This window comes from Leptolinea tardivitalis (genome assembly GCF_001050275.1).
Classification (GTDB): Bacteria; Chloroflexota; Anaerolineae; order Anaerolineales; family Anaerolineaceae; genus Leptolinea; species Leptolinea tardivitalis.
On record NZ_BBYA01000008.1, the window covers coordinates 369,722 to 387,480 of the forward strand.

General features: G+C 47.8%; 6 protein-coding genes. All 6 read left to right on the forward strand.

Translation table 11 applies throughout. The annotated features are described in order from the left end of the window. The first annotated feature begins 459 nt into the window (after positions 1–459). The 6 genes from LTAR_RS05755 (at position 460) to LTAR_RS05780 (ending at position 17,750) form a co-directional block, all read left to right on the forward strand. A complete protein-coding gene (locus LTAR_RS05755; protein ID WP_062421228.1) occupies positions 460–12,282 on the forward strand; it encodes a carboxypeptidase regulatory-like domain-containing protein in 11,823 nt (3,940 codons plus the stop codon). Between the two features lie 214 nt (positions 12,283–12,496). Further along, the gene (locus LTAR_RS05760) at positions 12,497–13,561 is read left to right on the forward strand and encodes a rod shape-determining protein (RefSeq protein WP_162489094.1); all 1,065 of its coding nucleotides are present in this window, start codon (positions 12,497–12,499) and stop codon (positions 13,559–13,561) included. Positions 13,562–13,605: 44 nt separating this feature from the next. Beyond that, on the forward strand, positions 13,606–14,451 hold the full coding sequence (gene mreC, locus LTAR_RS05765) for a rod shape-determining protein MreC (RefSeq protein WP_062421230.1): 846 nt from the start codon (positions 13,606–13,608) through the stop codon (positions 14,449–14,451). A gap of 2 nt (positions 14,452–14,453) precedes the next feature. Beyond that, on the forward strand, positions 14,454–14,954 hold the full coding sequence (locus LTAR_RS05770; protein ID WP_139044420.1) for a hypothetical protein: 501 nt from the start codon (positions 14,454–14,456) through the stop codon (positions 14,952–14,954). Continuing rightward, the gene (gene mrdA / locus LTAR_RS05775) at positions 14,951–17,020 is read left to right on the forward strand and encodes a penicillin-binding protein 2 (protein ID WP_062421232.1); all 2,070 of its coding nucleotides are present in this window, start codon (positions 14,951–14,953) and stop codon (positions 17,018–17,020) included. Before LTAR_RS05770 ends, mrdA begins: the two co-directional genes overlap by 4 nt. 13 nt (positions 17,021–17,033) lie before the next feature. Then, positions 17,034–17,750: a septum site-determining protein MinC gene (locus LTAR_RS05780; RefSeq protein ID WP_062421233.1), complete on the forward strand. Its 717-nt coding sequence runs from the start codon at positions 17,034–17,036 to the stop codon at positions 17,748–17,750. The last annotated feature ends 9 nt before the right edge of the window (positions 17,751–17,759 follow it).

Sequence of the window (17,759 nt, forward strand, 5' to 3'; positions counted from 1 at the left end):
TAATTAAAAGAATCGACGAATATTGGGCGTAAAGCCCGATTATTCGCCGATTTTTGTAAGTTAATTCCCACTTTGGGCTGTCTCAAAGGCAATAAAAACTTTTGAGACAGCCTCTTTTTGTATTCGGACTGTGTATGTCGTAAATGTCTGTTTGTAATTGTCTTGAAAGTGATCTAAGTAGTGGAGATTGATGATGTTGATCAGGTAATTGCTAGCCCTGTTACCTTTAACTTGAAGAGAGTTGCTCTTTCTGGCGATGCGAGATCAGGTGCGAAGCAGTGAAATCTACGTCAACCAAATGTTTTTTTACGATGTCTGATGGAAATAAATCCACAAGATTTTTTGAATTAATTAATTATTAATTTGATTATGGTTATCAATTAGTTGTGATAATTTAATATCTGTCATACAATGTGACTGTTTTAAATATCTCAGGGTAGGAATTTTATGAGGGAGACAATGAAGAAACTATTATTCCGCGCAATCTCAATTCTTGTTGTGCTCAGCTTAATGCTGTCCAATGTCAGCCTGATTGGGGCTGTTCCGGTCTCGGCAAAAGCCAATACAGAGAATTCTAACGGCAGCCTTACGCTTCAAGAGACGGTTGAACCCCCGGCTGACAAACCAACAGCTGAACCTACTATGGAGATTCCCGCGGTCACTGAAATACCTCCACTTCCCGAAGTAACCGAACCTGTAGAAGAGCCCAGCCCCACTCCTACGGCATTTGCTACCAGTGATATTATGTTGCCCACAGAAACGGCAGTGGTTGAACAGCCTACAGCTACACCCCCAGTTGAAGTCACACTGGAAACACCAACAATCGAACCAACCTTTACAGAGACTCCCACCATTGCTTTATCTCCAACTCTGGAAAGCCTGTCTGCTCAGGCGGCTTTTACGAGCTGTTCAGCAGTGACAGAAATCCCAACAACAGAATGCCAGGCGCTCGTTTCTTTTTATGAAAATGCTGGCGGATCCAATTGGACAAATAAATCGGGGTGGTTATTGACGGATACACCCTGTTCATGGCATGGCATCACCTGCAATTTGGGACATGTGGCCGGAATATCACTGGCATATAATAACCTGGTCGGTTCACTCCACGAATCAGTGGGAAATCTAACCAGGCTTGTCTTACTGAGAATTAATAATAACCCTCAACTTAGCGGCAGCCTTCCGCTTGCTTTATCTCACATTAGCGATTTATTTACTTTTGCCTTTGAGGAAACAGGCCTTTGTGAACCAGCCAATTCTGATTTTCAATCCTGGTTGGCAGGTATTTTGATGCTAACTCGAACAACCAGTTGTTCACTGGGAACCATCACCGGAACTGTCTCGGCGGCTTCTGGTGGAGCCCCATTGCAAGGTATACGGGTTGAGGCACATGATTTCAATACTTACGATACCATAGCTTCTACCTCGACAGATTCAAATGGTGTGTATTCCCTGATGAATCTTCCGGTTGGTGATTATAAGATGGTTGTTGAATCAGAAGGTTATGCCCGCCAGATCTACAATCAAAAACTGAGTTTCTCTGAAGCCGATAAAGTAACCACGACAGCCGGCGGTACGGTTTCTGGGATTAATTTCTCCTTATCACAGGGCGGAACGATCTCTGGAACGGTGTTCGCTGCAGATGGTACCACCCGTCTGGCGAATATGAACGTGTCTGGCATTATTAATGACACGTACGGTGGTTTGGGAACCTGTACAGATGGATCTGGTAATTTCACATTTCAAAGTGTTCCGTTAGATGTCGATGTGAAAATTCTTGCCGCTGAAAGCGGTTCAAATAACTGGTGTACAGGGCAAGCCAATACGTATTCTGAACAGTTCTGGAATCACACTGCATCAGGAGACCAGGCAACGACCGTCCGCCTTTCGACATCCTCTCCCAGTCTTTCAGGAATTACATTCAGTCTGACGCAAAAAGGACAGATTTCCGGTACTGTCACAGCTGCAAATACCGGTCTGCCACTGGCGAATGCCCAGGTTTGCTTCCAAAATTATGATACTGGTCAGGACAGCCGTTGTGTAAACTCCACCAGTAATGGTACATACATTTCCGGTCCTCTGACGAATGGCGATTACCGGATTCGTGTTTATCTGGCCGGGTATAGCTGGCAATGGTATCCGATGACATTAAGTTATGAAGATGCCCAGCGAGTTTCTGTTTCCACCGGAGTGACTACTTCAGGAATCAACTTTTCATTGGGTCTTGGCGGTACTATATCAGGTAAAGTGTTTGCCCCTGATGGGACCACCGGACTGGAAAACGCTCTGGTTGTCCTTGAAACACCAAACGGAAACAGCCCCTATTGTACAGGTGCACAAGGTGAGTTTGTATTTGATTCGGCGCCTCTGAATACAAACCTTTTTGTCAGGGCCGGTGTGTCTGACTGGGGTGACTTTTGCGGCGCATCGACGGTGAAAACTTACCCACAGCAATACTGGCAGAACGCTTTGTCTAAAGATCAGGCAAATGTTATTGTCTTATCTGGGACGACTACTTCGCGTACAGATATTAATTTCACACTTCACGAAGGGGGAAGTATCAGTGGAACGGTAACAGCGGCCGATGGCGGGACTCCCTTGCAGGGTGTTCGAGTTTCGGCTCATAATACCGGTTATCAAGAACTTGGAGCCGCTATCACCGATGCCAGCGGGAATTACACAATCCCGAATTTACCGAATGGATTTTTTACGGTTGTAGCGGAAAAAGGTGGTTTTGGCCGCCAGGTATACAACCAGAAAGTATCCACGTCTCAACATACTCCGGTGGAAATCTCGGATTTTTCTGCGGTTACAGGAATAGACTTCTCGTTATCGCAGGGCGGCACAATTTCAGGGACTGTATTCGCAGCCGATGGAACCACGCCATTATCGAGCATGAATGTGACTATTGCTTTTGGAAACGATTATGGCGGTCTGGGAACCTGCACCGATTCTTCCGGCAATTTCACCTTCGATACCGTTCCGCTGGATGTAGACCTGCACGTTCTGGCGGCTGAAAGTATCAATCAAAACTGGTGTACAAACAGCCCAAACGCTTATAACGAACAGGTGTGGGATCATACAACATCCTGGGATGACGCTGTCGTCATCCGGTTGACCACTTCTTCCCCCAATGTTTCAGGAATAACTTTCAGTCTGGAACCAGCCGGACATATTTCCGGTGTGGTTACATCGGCTGCGAACGGTCAACCGCTTTCCGGTATATCTGTTTGCGTAGAAACATACGATAATCACGAAGGAAAAGGTTGTTTTACAACAAATACCAATGGTCAATATACGTCAGAATACCTTCAATCAGGAGATTACAGGGTTCGTATAGATCAACCGGGATGGGGTTGGCAGTTTTATTCAAACACACCGAATTATGAAAATGCTGCCAGAGTGCATGTGGATTCTGGTGGAACAATATCGGGGATTAATTTTGCCCTGTCACCTGGTGGAACCATTTCAGGCAGAGTGCTGCAATCAGACGGGTTAACCCCGATTCCCAACTTGAACATCTCACTCGATGGAGAAGGCCTTGGAAATGGTACCTGCACGGATGGGAATGGGTACTATTCGTTTAGCTCAGTTCCGCTTGGTAAAAATTTCCGGGTGCGTGCCGCGCCGAGTGACCAGGCAAATTGGTGCGGCAGCTCTTCAGTTGGTGATTACTCTCAACAATACTACAACAATACACAGGATTGGAATGCTGCAACCGTATTTAATCTGACGAGCACATCCTCAACAGCCAGCGGGGTCAATTTCGTCATGCAAAAAGGGGGCAGGATTCAGGGAACCGTCACGGCTGCCGATGGCGGTGCATTTTTAAACGACATCAGTGTCTGTTTTGAAGCGTACGATTCCGGGTGGTGGTATGGGTGCGTAAATACATATAGTGACGGTCAATACCTATCCATGGTATTACCTCCACAGGATTATCGGATTCACCTGTTTAATTCCGGCTGGGGATGGCAGTATTTTGACCATACAACCGATTGGGGAAAGGCAGCCCGGGTCACTGTGACTGGTGACCAAAACACCAACGGAATTGATTTCTCTCTTGTAAAGTCAGGTACTATTTCTGGAACGGTTACTGCCGCAGATGGATCGACACCGCTACCAAATGTAATGGTCATTGTGGACACTCCCGATGGAGGAGCCGGTACGTGTACCGACAGCGAGGGGAATTATTCACTTGATTATGTCCCATCCGGAGTTGACCTTACCGTAAGAGCATCGCCGGAGGATTGGGGCAATATTTGTCAAACCGAAACAGATCGTAGATTCCTGCAACAGTACTGGAACAACACCAGTTCAAAAGATGAAGCGACCAAAATAAACCTTGCACCAGAAGAGGTTCGAACTGGGATTAAATTCTCCCTGATTCAGGGGGGCACTGTAACCGGTCGAATTACCGATAAAACTTCAGGTGCCGGTCTGGCCAATATTCGGGTCGCTGCCACCAATAATAATGATATTTATCGAGCCGTTTGTACCGATTCAAATGGTTACTATTCCATAAATGGCCTAACTCCGGATTCTCCTGTGGCAGTGGAAGCAGCTCCTCCGAATGACTATTGTTCTGATGGAGACAAGGGTTATGTCCGAGAATATTGGAATAATTCCGACTCCTGGGATGGGGCCACGCAATTAACATTTACTTCAGAAAACCATTTGTATAGTGACATTAACATAGCCGTATCTCATGGCGGATTTATCACTGGAACGGTAACCAATAAGGCTTCCGGTGATCCTATATCGGGAACCTATGTCTGTTTTGAAACATATGATTCACATGTCGGGATGGATTGCAGCCAGACAGAAACTGATGGCTCTTACATATCACCGGCTCTGCCTGCAGGAAATTATCGGGTGTCATTGTTTGCAGATGGATATGCCCTTCAGTATTACAACAGAGGAATTAATTACGACACAGCTGATCCGGTTGCGGTGACTGTTGCCCATTCCACTAGCGGGATAAATTTTGCACTTTCACTCGGAGGAACTATTCGCGGTCGGGTAACCGATAGCGAGGGTCACCCACTGGCCAGAATGAATGTGGATGTGTCAAACGATGATTTCTGGAACGGCACATGTACAGATTCTGATGGAAATTATTCCATGGCCTGGGTGCCAATGGACACTGATGTGATAGTCACGGTCGGGTTCGGCACCAATGGCTGCCAGGGAGGAATCGTCAACCCGTATGAAGAACAGGTCTGGCAAAATGCGGCCTTTCTCCAAGATGCCACCTTCATAAAAGTAACGACAGAACATCCTGTAGTAGAAAATATAAATTTCTCACTGAAATCCGCCGGTGTTATTTCCGGTCAGGTTACAGACAGTTCAGGCAAACCTTTAGCAGATGCCTGGATATCGTTGAGATTTCCTGGAACCCATAAATTCCTGGGTGATTGGATTCCGACTGGACCGGACGGCCGGTACACGTATGGTGCAATTCCCGAAGGCACCTATAATGTGGTCAGCGCAAAAGCCGGGTATGCTATTACCAACTACAACAATACAATAAATTGGGATAACGCCACACCGGTCACAATTAATGCTGGATCATCTACCAGCGGGATCGATTTCAGGCTTACAGCCGGCGGCACGATTTCGGGCAAGGTATTTGATACAGACGGGAAAACTCCTCTGGCGAACATACCCGTATGGATAGGCGACAAAGAATTTGGCGTAGGCGATTACGCCTGCACAGATTCAAACGGTTCGTATGAAGCCGCCGTTATTCCCATCAATACAGACCTTATTGTGGTGGCCGCACCGTCTGTAGAAAAAGAGAATTGGTGTTCCCGCAAGCCCCTCGATTATTCTCCGAAATACTGGAATGGTGTTGATAACGCTGCATCAGCCACCATACTGCGGTTAACTTCGGCCAACCAGAAAATCAATAATATCAATCTTGTAATGAGCAAGGGCGGACGAATCAGCGGCAAAGTAACCGCGGCTGAGGGTGGCGCACCTCTGGCAAATATTAATGTATGTTTTCAAACTTTCAATGGAGGTACTGATTTCGGCTGTGTAACTACAGATTCTGATGGCACCTATATGTCAAGTTACCTGCCGGAAAATGATTATCGTCTTCAGATAACCCAGGATGGCTATGCCTTCCAGTTCTATGACCATACCAAAATCTATGAAAATGCAGCTGCCGTATCTGTGCATTCGGGAGAAACCACCACAGGTATCGATTTCAGTCTGTTACCAGGCGGCACGATTCGTGGACGAGTGACAGACAACCAGGGTCATCCTCTGGCGTCTATGAATGTGGACATCTCGAATGACAGTTATTGGAATGGTACCTGCACAGATTCTGATGGTTACTATTCCATACCCTGGGCACCGTTCAATGACAATTTAAAGGTGTCTGTCGGCATGGGGACAAATGGCTGCCAGGGAGGAATTGTTAATTCTTACGAAGAGCAGTACTGGCAGAATGTACCTGTCAGAAATTCTGCTACCGTTATCAATCTGACAGCGGAAAATCCTCTGGCAGACAATGTCGACTTCTCCCTGAGGCCAGCCGGCGTTTTGAAAGGCAATATTGTTAATAAAAACGGTCAGCCAGTGCATGGCTGGGTTTCATTAAGACCGCATGGAACCCGTGATTTCCTGCAGGATGTCGTAGAATCTGGTCCGGATGGGAAATATACGTATGGGGCCATTCCACCCGGAATATATGATGTTCTGGTTGCCGGTGATGGTTATACCCTGATGTGGTACAACAACACACTCAGCGAGAAGAATATTCAACCTGTGACAATTAATGCCGGTGCAACCGTCTCCGGGATCAATTTCGTCATGAAACAGAGTGGAACTGTCTCCGGGAAGGTGTTTGAATCAGATGGAGTGACTCCACTGGTAAACGCCCCGGTAGCCATTTCAGAAGTGAATGCTGGAGTAGGGGAAGGCATTGGCGTGTATCTTTGCACTGATTCTTCCGGTGCTTTCGCTTCAAGTTCGATAGCGCTCAACACGGATTTCTATGTAGCCGTGGCTCCATCTGAAGCTGGAAATTGGTGCTCCGGTTCACCAGTACCCTATCCGCAGCGTTATTGGGATAATGCACCGGATAGAACTACAGCCCAAACCATCCGGCTGACAACAGCCGGACAGGAAATAAAAGATATCAATATTGTGATGCAGGCAGCCGGAACGATAACCGGTACGGTTCGCAAAGCCAGCGATAACTCTCCTGTTTCCGATGTCAATGTTTGCGTAAATTCGTATGATACCGACAAGGAACTCGGCTGTTTCAAAACAGATACCAACGGCGTCTACACTGCAACCAATATTCCTGATGGCGGTTATCGTGTTCAGGTAAATCAAACAGGCTGGGCTCTGGCTTTCTACAATAATACAAACCTCTGGGGTAATGCCGCAAAAGTAACCGTCACTCCCGGAACAACGATATCGGGCATTGATCTGCTTCTTGATCAGGGTGGCAAAATTTCGGGCCGGGTAACCCAATTGGGTGGAACAACCGCGATTGCCAATATGAATGTTGAGATTATTTGGGGAACAAACGGACGGGCTCGGAGCTGCTCTGATAGCAATGGCAATTATGAATTCACCAGCCTCCCTCTGGAAACAGAACTATATGCTGTTGCTGCCCGGACCGAAAACTGGTGCAAGGGTGGTCCGACCGACCTGACCACACAGTACTATCCGAATACTACAGCCATCGATACTGCCGAAAAAATCACACTGAAATCTGACTCTTCAGAGAGAAATGATGTTAATTTCTCTATGGGGACGGACTCAACACCTCCCAGTGCCCCAGAGTTAACCAGCCCGGCCAGTGGTGCGGGAACAAATACTCCACCCGAATTTAAATGGAGTAAGGTGACAGATGCCGTTCTCTATCAATTCCAGTATGACAACAATTCTGATTTCAGCTCTCCTGTTATATCAACAAATTTGACAGCCCAGAGCTATACACCTGCTGTCATGACAGTTGGCAAGTATTACTGGCGCGTAAGGGCACGCGATCTGACGGGCAACTGGAGCGACTACAGCGGTACGCGTATTATCTATATCACTCCATCAGCTCCAGTTTTGAATTTACCTGCTGCGGCAGATAGTGTTTTAGGCACTCCGTCCTTCACCTGGTCAGTATCAACAGGTGCCACGGCGTACCAGTTTGAATATGACAACGATGTGGATTTTGGCAGTCCCACCTACACTTCAGCTGCTTTAACTGTTACCAGTGTTACTCCACCTCTGATGGTAGCCGGTACGTTCTACTGGCATGTACGGGCAAAAGATACCTATGGCAACTGGGGCCCCTGGAGTGAAGGACACAGCATTACGATCCTGGCGCCTTCTGCACCGGTCTTGTCGGCTCCCACAGACAATATCTCAGGCTTGCATGCCATCCCAACTTTCACCTGGGCAGCCTCAACAGGTGCCAATGCCTACCAGTGGCAATACACTCTGGCAGCAGATGAGACATTCGCCTCACCCATCCTGACAACCCCCGGCTTGAATGGCACCATCACCGGTACACCGCTGACGGTTACCAGTTACAAACCGGCAACCATGGCGACCAATACCGATTTCATTTGGCGTGTCCGTGCCAGAGATGCTGCAGGAAATTGGGGCGCATGGACCGATGCCTGGCGAATCAAAGTTCTACCTCTTGTTCCAACTGCAGCTCCTGCGCTTGCTTTGCCGGCGGCGAATTTTGTCACCAGCAATCAGACTCCCGCATTCACCTGGGGAGCCGTGACCAATGCGGTCGCCTACCAGATTGAATTATCAACAGATTCCAGTTTCCCGGAAGGAAAGATATCCGCTTCTGTAAACGTCTTGACTTATACCCCGGCTGCCGGTCTGGCAGAAGGGGTATGGTACTGGCATGTTAGGGCAAAAAATGCCGCGGATGAAGGCGGTCCATGGTCTGCCTATCGATCATTCAAAGTCGATCGGACAGGACCTGTTGCCCCATTGCTTGTATCACCGGCGGATGGAACCGATGACCTGCGGGCGATACCGGTCTTCACCTGGTCTGCCGCTGCCGAAGCCAATGCCTACCAGTTCCAGCTCGATGATAATGATTTTACCGGTGACATTGCGATCTCCACACCTGGAGATACAGTTCCTGGGACACCGATTACCACGCTGACCTACAAACCGGTGAGCATGACAACCATGGTGGACTACCAGTGGCGGGTTCGGGGTAGAGATGCCGTCGGCAACTGGGGCCCATGGAGTGAAAAACGCCATATACAAATTATCCCCTCGAAGATCACCACTGCTCCGGTATTGTCGCTTCCGGCAGCCAATGCACTAACATCTGATGCAACCCCCACATTTACCTGGTCTTCTGTAAATCTAGCGACAGAATATGATATTGAGATTGATAAGGTAAGTACATTTGTCAATTCTGATAGGGTAATTGGTGATTCAGCGACGACGACCTTTACACCCCCAACAGACCTGGCAGACGGCACGTGGTACTGGCGTGTGCGGGCAAAGAATGCCGTTGGCGATATTGGTCCGTGGTCAGCGCCGAGAGCCTTCTCACTGGATACCCAGGCGCCTCTGGCACCAGAGATGACTGCTCCGGCGGACGGGACGGATAACCTGCGGGCGATACCGACCTTCACCTGGAAAGCTTCTGCGGAAGCGAATGCCTACCAGTGGCAGTACACGCTGGGTGAGGATACCGGGTTTAGTAATCCGATTCTGACAACGCCGGGATTGGACGGAACCATAACCGGTACACCGCTCACCACGACGAGTTACAAACCGTCAGCGATGGAAACAAATAAGAAATACCTCTGGCGTGTACGCGCCAGAGATGCCGCAGGCAATTGGAGTAAAGATTGGAGTGCGGCGTGGAGTATTACGATCAAGCCATTACTGCTCACAACAGCTCCGGTTCAAACCCTGCCAGCGGCCAATGCGCTGCTATCCGATGCCACTCCGACCTTAACGTGGAGCAAGGTAGTGAATGCGAATGGGTATAACCTGGAGATCGATTCACTTAGCACGTTTACCAGTGGTGGTAAAGTGAGTAAAAGTACGGATAAGGACACCCTGACCTTTACACCCGGTACGGATCTGGCAGATGGTACGTGGTACTGGCGTGTGCAGGCAAAGAATACGGCGGGAGAACCCGGTCCGTGGTCTGCGCCGAGAGCCTTCTCACTGGATACTGTAAAACCGACAGCTCCAGAGTTGACTTTCCCGGGCGTAGATGCATTTGATCTGCGTGCCATACCTACATTCACATGGAAGTCTGTTAGTGACGCGAAATTCTATCAAATTCAGATCGACAATGACGATTTTGCTGATCCTATTGCATACTATACACCTGGCGATGAAGGAAAACCAATTGCCACAACCAGCTATAAACCGACCGGACTTGAGTTGATGAAGGACTATGAGTGGCGGGTGCGGGCGAGGGATGCGGCAGGCAATTGGAGTGATTGGAGCGAGGAACGGTCGTTCCACATAAAACCGCCTTTAATCACAACTGTCCCGATCCTCTCTCAACCTGCAACTGGGTTCCTCACGTCGAATACCAGACCGACCTTCACCTGGGGCAAGGTTGTCAATGCGAACAAGTATGAAATCCAGATCGATAAGAAACAAGATTTTTCGAATGACGATAAGGTGACTGGAGTAGTAGAAAATGGGCTGACTTTCACCCCGGGTACAGACCTGGCCGGTGATGGAGGGTGGTTCTGGCGTGTCCGCGCCGTAAATGCGGCCGATGAGGAAGGTCAGTGGTCAATTGTAAGGACCTTCACACTGGATACAACAGGGCCGGAGGCACCAGAATTGCTGACACCGGGAAATAATCCCGATAATATTCGGGCTATCCCGACCTTTACCTGGAAAGCTATCACCGGTGTCAATGCCTACCAATGGCAGTATACTCTGGCGGAGGACGGTAGTTTTAACAGTCCATTATTTACCACACCGGGACCTGACAGTTCAATAAATGGGTCGCCGATTACCACAACGAGTTACAGGCCGACCAGCATGGCAACGAATACCGATTTCCTCTGGCGTGTTCGGGCAAGAGATTTGGCCGGAAACTGGGGATCGTGGAGTGATGTAACTGATCCACGCACTGTCAAAATCCTACCGCTCAAACCCACCACTGCACCAGTACTATCCCTGCCTGCGGCCAACGCCCTGGTCAATTCACAAACACCTGAGTTCACATGGGCTGCGGCGGTGAATGGTGCTTCATATGATATTGAGATCGATACAGTCAATACGTTCACCACTGCAGATAGGCAGACAAGTACTGTTGATAAATTGAAATATACAGCCACACCGCTTACAAAAGACACCACATGGTATTGGCACGTCAGGGCAAGAAATGCCATCGATGAGCAAGGTCCATGGTCCGCAGCCCGCGCCTTCACTGTTGATACACACGGACCAGACGCACCCGGTCTGAAATCGCCAGCAGATACGTTCACTACAAATAACCTGAAGCCAGTATTCTCTTGGAATTCATCAGCGACAGCCACACGCTACCATATACAACTGGCGGATAGTGATGCTTTCGATGAATCAACTTTCACATCTGCTGAATTGACTACAACGAGTTTCACACCGGCATCACCACTGGCTGAAGGAATGAAATACTGGAGAGTTCAGGCCAAAGATGCGGCCGGCAACTGGGGAGCCTGGAGTTCCATCTGGACTGTTGTTATCGATGCGACACCACCAACCCCGCCGATCCTGTTTGGGCCGGAAAGCGGTTGGGTTACCATGAGTACCACCCCGTATTTCTCCTGGTTCATTTCCAGCTCTGCAACTGGATATCAGTTCCGGTATGACAATGATGCCACCATGGCTTCACCGGTCTTGACAACCCCAATACTCACAGTCACACACTATACACCCGCTAAGATGACACCGGGTACGTATTACTGGCAGGTTAGAGCTATTGACCAGGCGGGTAACTGGGGTGCATGGACAACTGCCCGTGTCATTACGATTGATATCGTGCCACCGCCAGTTCCAGTTTTGCTTGGCCCGGATAATGGAGCCACAAGCGTGTATCCAACGTTCACATGGAAAGAATCAGCTGGTGCCATGGGGTATCAGTTCCAGTATGACAGCCAATCCACCTTTGCCGACCCTGTGGACTATACAGCCGATGAGATGTCAACCAGCCATACTCCGGAATACCTGATCCCTGCAGGGACGTATTACTGGCGGGTGAGGGCAGTTGATGAAGCTGGGAACTGGAGTGCCTGGAGTACTTCTCGCATGATCATCATTCCAGGATAATCTGAAGTAGTATTATCTATCTTTACAACGTCCAGGATGCACATTAATGTGGATCCTGGACGTTTCATTGTTTTTTACTTATGTCAGGTTGGTGACTAAACCTGAGAAAAAACTCATTTTCAACCATACTTCTTAATGTCCAGTTTTTCTCTGGTATAATTTTTTACTTGTTATAGACCATACCATTTCTTAAATGTTTTATTTAGGAGTTTTTTTGGCATTCAACCCACTCAACTGGCTGATGGGGATGTTTTCCCTGGATATTGGGATTGATCTAGGGACGGCCAATACCTTGGTTAATGTTCGCGGGAAAGGCATTGTCATCAATGAACCTTCATGGGTGGCAATTGATAAGCGGACTCGTCGTCCTTTGGCGATTGGCGCACAAGCCAAGGAAATGGTCGGACGGACTCCGACGAATGTTGTCGCCATTCGCCCGCTGCGCGATGGTGTGATCTCTGAATTTGAAATTACACAAGCAATGCTCGGGTATTTCATAGGCAAAGCCCACCAGCAGACGATCGTACCGATGCCGCGCCCTCGTGTGGTGATCGGCATTCCATCTGGGGCTACTGAAGTGGAGAAACGGGCCGTATTTGATGCTGCCATGGCAGCTGGTGCTCGTGAAGCCTATTTGATCGAAGAACCCAGGGCAGCTGCTCTGGGTGCCGGTTTGCCTGTATCAGAGATTCATGGAAGCATGGTAGTTGATATTGGTGGTGGAACAACGGAAGTAGCCGTTATTTCGATGGGTGGTATTGTCGTTTCCCGTTCACTACGGGTTGCTGGTGATGAGCTTGACCAGGATATTGCCCTGTATGTAAGGAACAAGTACAACCTGTTTATCGGTGAGCGAATGTCAGAATTGATCAAAATTCAGATCGGTTCAGCTTATCCCCTGCCGGTGGAAAAAACTATGACCATTCGCGGACGCAACCTGGTGACCGGGTTGCCGGAAGCCATTGAAATTTCTTCTGTAGAAATTCGAGAAGCAATCTCAGGTTCCATTCAAGTGATTGTCGACACCATTAAGGATGCTCTGGATGAAGTTCCACCGGAAATCATCTCTGACTTGATTGAAGGTGGTATTTGTATGGCGGGCGGCACATCTCAGGTGCAGGGTTTGCCAGACCGGCTGTCTGATGAATTGAAATTGCGTGTCTGGGTGGCCGAAGATCCGATGACCTGTGTAGCCCGCGGAGCAGGTCTCATTCTCGAAGATCTTGATCTCTACCAGCAATTCCTGGTAAGTCTTGATCGGTCTGGTTCAAACAGGTAGGTTATAATCCGCGTGTTCATGTTTCAGATGAACACAATTTACGAATGAAAATATTATCCCCTGGAAAAGTTCGGCCGCTGATTGTGGCGCTTGTCCTTGCCGGAATTGTAATAATGGCGTTAGCCGGTTATCTGGCTCCTTTACTACGGATGGCCATAAATCCTGTAGTGGATGTTCAGAGTTGGATTTCAACTCGATATATGGCCCTCTATGATTTTATAACTGTTCCGCGTGATATTGCCAGTTTACGGCAACAAAATGCTGTATTAACCAATGCAAATTCTCAATTACAGACTCAAATCATACAATTACAGCAACAATTGAAAGAAGCGGAAGTTCTATACGCCTTACTTGATTTTGCCCGATCAAGACCGGAAAATGAATATGTAGCCAGTGCTGTCATCGGAAGAGACCCCAGCCCGTTCATGAGCTATGTAATTATTGATCATGGTTCCGATGACGGTCTGCGGCATGGAATGCCGGTTGTCACTCAACAGGGATTAGTAGGACGTGTGGATGCCGTCACCTCCAGTGCAGCTCGCCTGCAACTGATCACCGATCCAGGTTCTTCCATTAATGTCCGGCTTCAGTCTACTCAGACGGAAGCATTACTTCAAGGATCCATTACGGGAGACTTAACCCTGGAGATGATCCCACAGGAAACGAAATTAAAAGCAGGTGATCTGGTGCTAACATCAGGTCTCGGCGGCGGATACCCTTCTGATGTTCTTGTCGGGCAGGTGGTTTCCATTCAACATCGTGAAGGTGAACTGTTCCAATCGGCATCAATCCAACCCGCTGTTGATTTTTCCAGCCTGAGGGCGGTTCTGGTGATTACAAATTTCAAGCCGGTTGATATTGAACCACTAACACCTACCCTATCTCCATGATTATGCCAGTATTAATTGGTATTCCCGTATTACTTCTTTCTTTGGTAATACAAACCACAGCTTTTTCGCGCCTTCCATTGCTTTACGGTACGGCTGATATTGTGATGCTCGTTATTTTGGCCTGGATGCTGAATGAACGGGTAAAACATGGATGGGAATGGGTTCTCATGGCAGGCATTATGGTGTCATTTGTATCGGCGTTGCCATTCTTTACACCATTATGGGGTTACCTGGCGGCAGCTGGTTTATCTTTTTGGTTGAAGAAACGTATCTGGCAATCACCTGTTTTGGCTATGCTGGTAAGTACATTTATCGGCACTATGATCATGTTACTGCTGTCGATGGTCGTTCTTCAGATTAACGGATCTGCCATTTCAACTAAAGAAGCATTCAACCTTGTAATTCTTCCAAGCCTTTTATGGAACTTGATCTTGTCTATTCCAGTCTATTCCATCATAAACGAACTGGTAGATTGGGTCTATCCGGATGAGGTAAATGTATGAATAACACAAGCCCTCTTGAACATTTTGAAAATTGGCGCTTTTTTGCTGTACTGGGGGCAGTGGGATTGGTGTTTATTTTCTTTATGATACGGTTGTTCAGCCTGCAAATAATCAATGGACAATCCTTTGTTGATCAGGCTGATGAAAATCGGATCAAGAATGTCAGTGAACCAACCCAACGAGGGATTATTACGGACCGTAATGGTTTTGTTTTGGCCCGAAATGAACCTTCGTATAATGTGGTAATCACTCCTGCCTATCTACCGACGGACGACGGAGCCGTTCAAGAGATTTATCGTGGCCTCAGCAAACTGATCGATATTCCGGTCAGCAAGGGGGAGATCAATGATGAGTCAGTAAAATCATTTAAATACTGTGACAATGACTTTGGCATCACACAGATCGTCTACATTGGTGATACGAATGCTCCATACACGCCTGTTCAGGTGAAATGTAATATTGATGAAAAAACTGCCAAGATCATCGAAGCTAAAAAATCCGATTGGCCTGGCGTTGACATCGAAATTCAACCGGTGCGTGAATATCCAACCGGTTCATTGACATCCGAAATCATAGGATTTCTCGGACCCATACCAGCCGCATTAGAGGAAACTCTTAAAACGCAGGGTTTTGTTCCCGGTCGAGACAAGTATGGTTATGCTGGTGTTGAAAATTACATGAATGATCTGTTAACGGGGAAAAATGGCCAGCGAACCGTTGAAGTGGATGTCGCCGGAAAGGAAATTCGCAACATTACTAAACCCATTGATCCTGTTCCAGGCAAGAATCTTAAATTAACCATTGATGTCCGTTTGCAGAATGCCGCTAAAACAGCCATGGTCAGTGAGATCAATTTCTGGAACACCTATTTAAATAAAATACGGTCATCCAATGGTGTGACTATTGCCATGAACCCGAAAACAGGTGAGATACTGGCACTTGTTTCCTATCCAACATACGAAAACAATCGAATGGCCCGGTTTATTCCGGCATATTATTACAACCAGCTAAGCAACGATCCTAACCGGCCTCTGTTCAACCACGCCATATCAGCAGAGCATCCACCAGGATCTGTATTTAAGATGGCAACGGCTATCGGTGCCCTCAATGAGGGTGTAATTGATCCTAACAAAGAGCTGGAAGACAAGGGAAAGATCACCATCGTTCAAAAATTTACAGAAAATGAAACCGGCACGCCGCGTGACTTTGTCTGCTATGACCGTAATGGACATGGCATGGTCAATTTCTTGCGTGGTGTGGCGCTATCCTGTGATGTGTATTTCTACAAGATTGGTGGCGGTTATCAGAATGAAGTCCCCCAGGGTCTGGGAATCTGGCGCATTGGTGAATATGCCCGTGCTTTGGGTTATGGCTCAATCAGCGGGATTGAATTGCCCGGTGAAGCAGAAGGTTTGATTCCTGATCCAACCTGGAAACGCATTAATATTGGTGAGAACTGGTCAACCGGTGATACATATATCGGCACAATTGGCCAGGGATATGTGTTAGCCACACCATTGCAGGTGTTAGAATCAGCCGCCACAATTGCCAATGATGGTAAGTTAATGCAGCCAACCATCATTCGTGAAGTGACAGATTCGGCTGGAAATGTTGTCACCCCCTTTACACCGAAAATGCGTTGGGATATCACGGTAGATCCAAAAATCCGTGTATTTGATGAGAACAATATTCCCACCGGCGAGATGAAAACTGTTGCGCCATGGACGATCAAGCTGGCCAAAGAAGGAATGGAACAGGCTGTAATCAATGGAACGGCAACAAAAGAGTTTGCTGGAGATGAAGCATTAAAAGTTGCCGGGAAAACTGGAACAGCGGAGTATTGTGACAATATTGCCCAGGCAGCCAACCTGTGCCAACCAGAAAACTGGCCATCCCATGCGTGGTTCATGTCTTATGCGCCATATGATGATCCAGAAATTGCTGTAATGGCTTTCGTGTATAATGGTGGAGAAGGCGCCAGCGTGGCAGCTCCTATTGCCAGAAGGATTATTGATGCATATTTTGAGCTGAAAGCCATTGATACGGCCGCCAATGTGGAACGGTGATTCGTAAATCCTTATGTTTAAATCTGCCCCACTGACTGCTGAACGATCAACAGAATTTCAGATCAAAGGGATCAATGATGGCCTTCTTGTGACACTGGGTGAAGGTGAATGGTCTGTTCTTCGTGAATATCTCTTACATAATATCGAAGAACGATCTGCTTTCTTTCAAGGAGCCAGACTTGCCCTCGATGTGGGAGATCACGTATTAAAAGCTGCTGAATTAGGTGCTTTGAGAGATAAACTGGGAGATTTTGGAATATCACTAACAGCGGTCATCTCCAGCAGCGTCGTAACCGAAAAGACAGCATTAATGCTGGGTATCGCCACGCAAATCCAGCCTGTAAAACGTTTGGCATCTGCGCCCAAACCGGTGGAAGAGCCTGTCCATGTCAATGGTGAAACGGCAGTCTTTCTTCAGAAAACCATGCGATCTGGAACCCGAATTCAAAACTCAGGAACGGTGGTTGTTCTGGGTGATGTCAATCCGGGAGCTGAGATTATCGCTGGTGGAAATGTCATCATCTGGGGAAGGTTGAAAGGGACTGTGGTGGCCGGTTGTGATGGCGATGAACATGCCCAGGTTTGTGCACTCGAAATGACGCCCATGAGTCTGCGCATAGCGAACATCAGTCTGGATGAAAAACCGCGCAAGAGTAAACCAGGACCTGAATTTGCGTCTATCGAATCGGGAACGGTCATTATCCAACCCTGGAAACATCCTACTTATTGAGGTACATGT

Bases quoted from the DNA above. Each gene is read 5' to 3' on its own strand.
- LTAR_RS05755 (WP_062421228.1), top strand. From the start codon at position 460: ATGAAGAAACTATTATTCCGCGCAATCTCAATTCTTGTTGTGCTCAGC.
- mreC (WP_062421230.1), top strand. From the start codon at position 13,606: ATGAAAATATTATCCCCTGGAAAAGTTCGGCCGCTGATTGTGGCGCTT.
- LTAR_RS05770 (WP_139044420.1), top strand. From the start codon at position 14,454: ATGCCAGTATTAATTGGTATTCCCGTATTACTTCTTTCTTTGGTAATA.
- mrdA (WP_062421232.1), top strand. From the start codon at position 14,951: ATGAATAACACAAGCCCTCTTGAACATTTTGAAAATTGGCGCTTTTTT.
- LTAR_RS05780 (WP_062421233.1), top strand. From the start codon at position 17,034: ATGTTTAAATCTGCCCCACTGACTGCTGAACGATCAACAGAATTTCAG.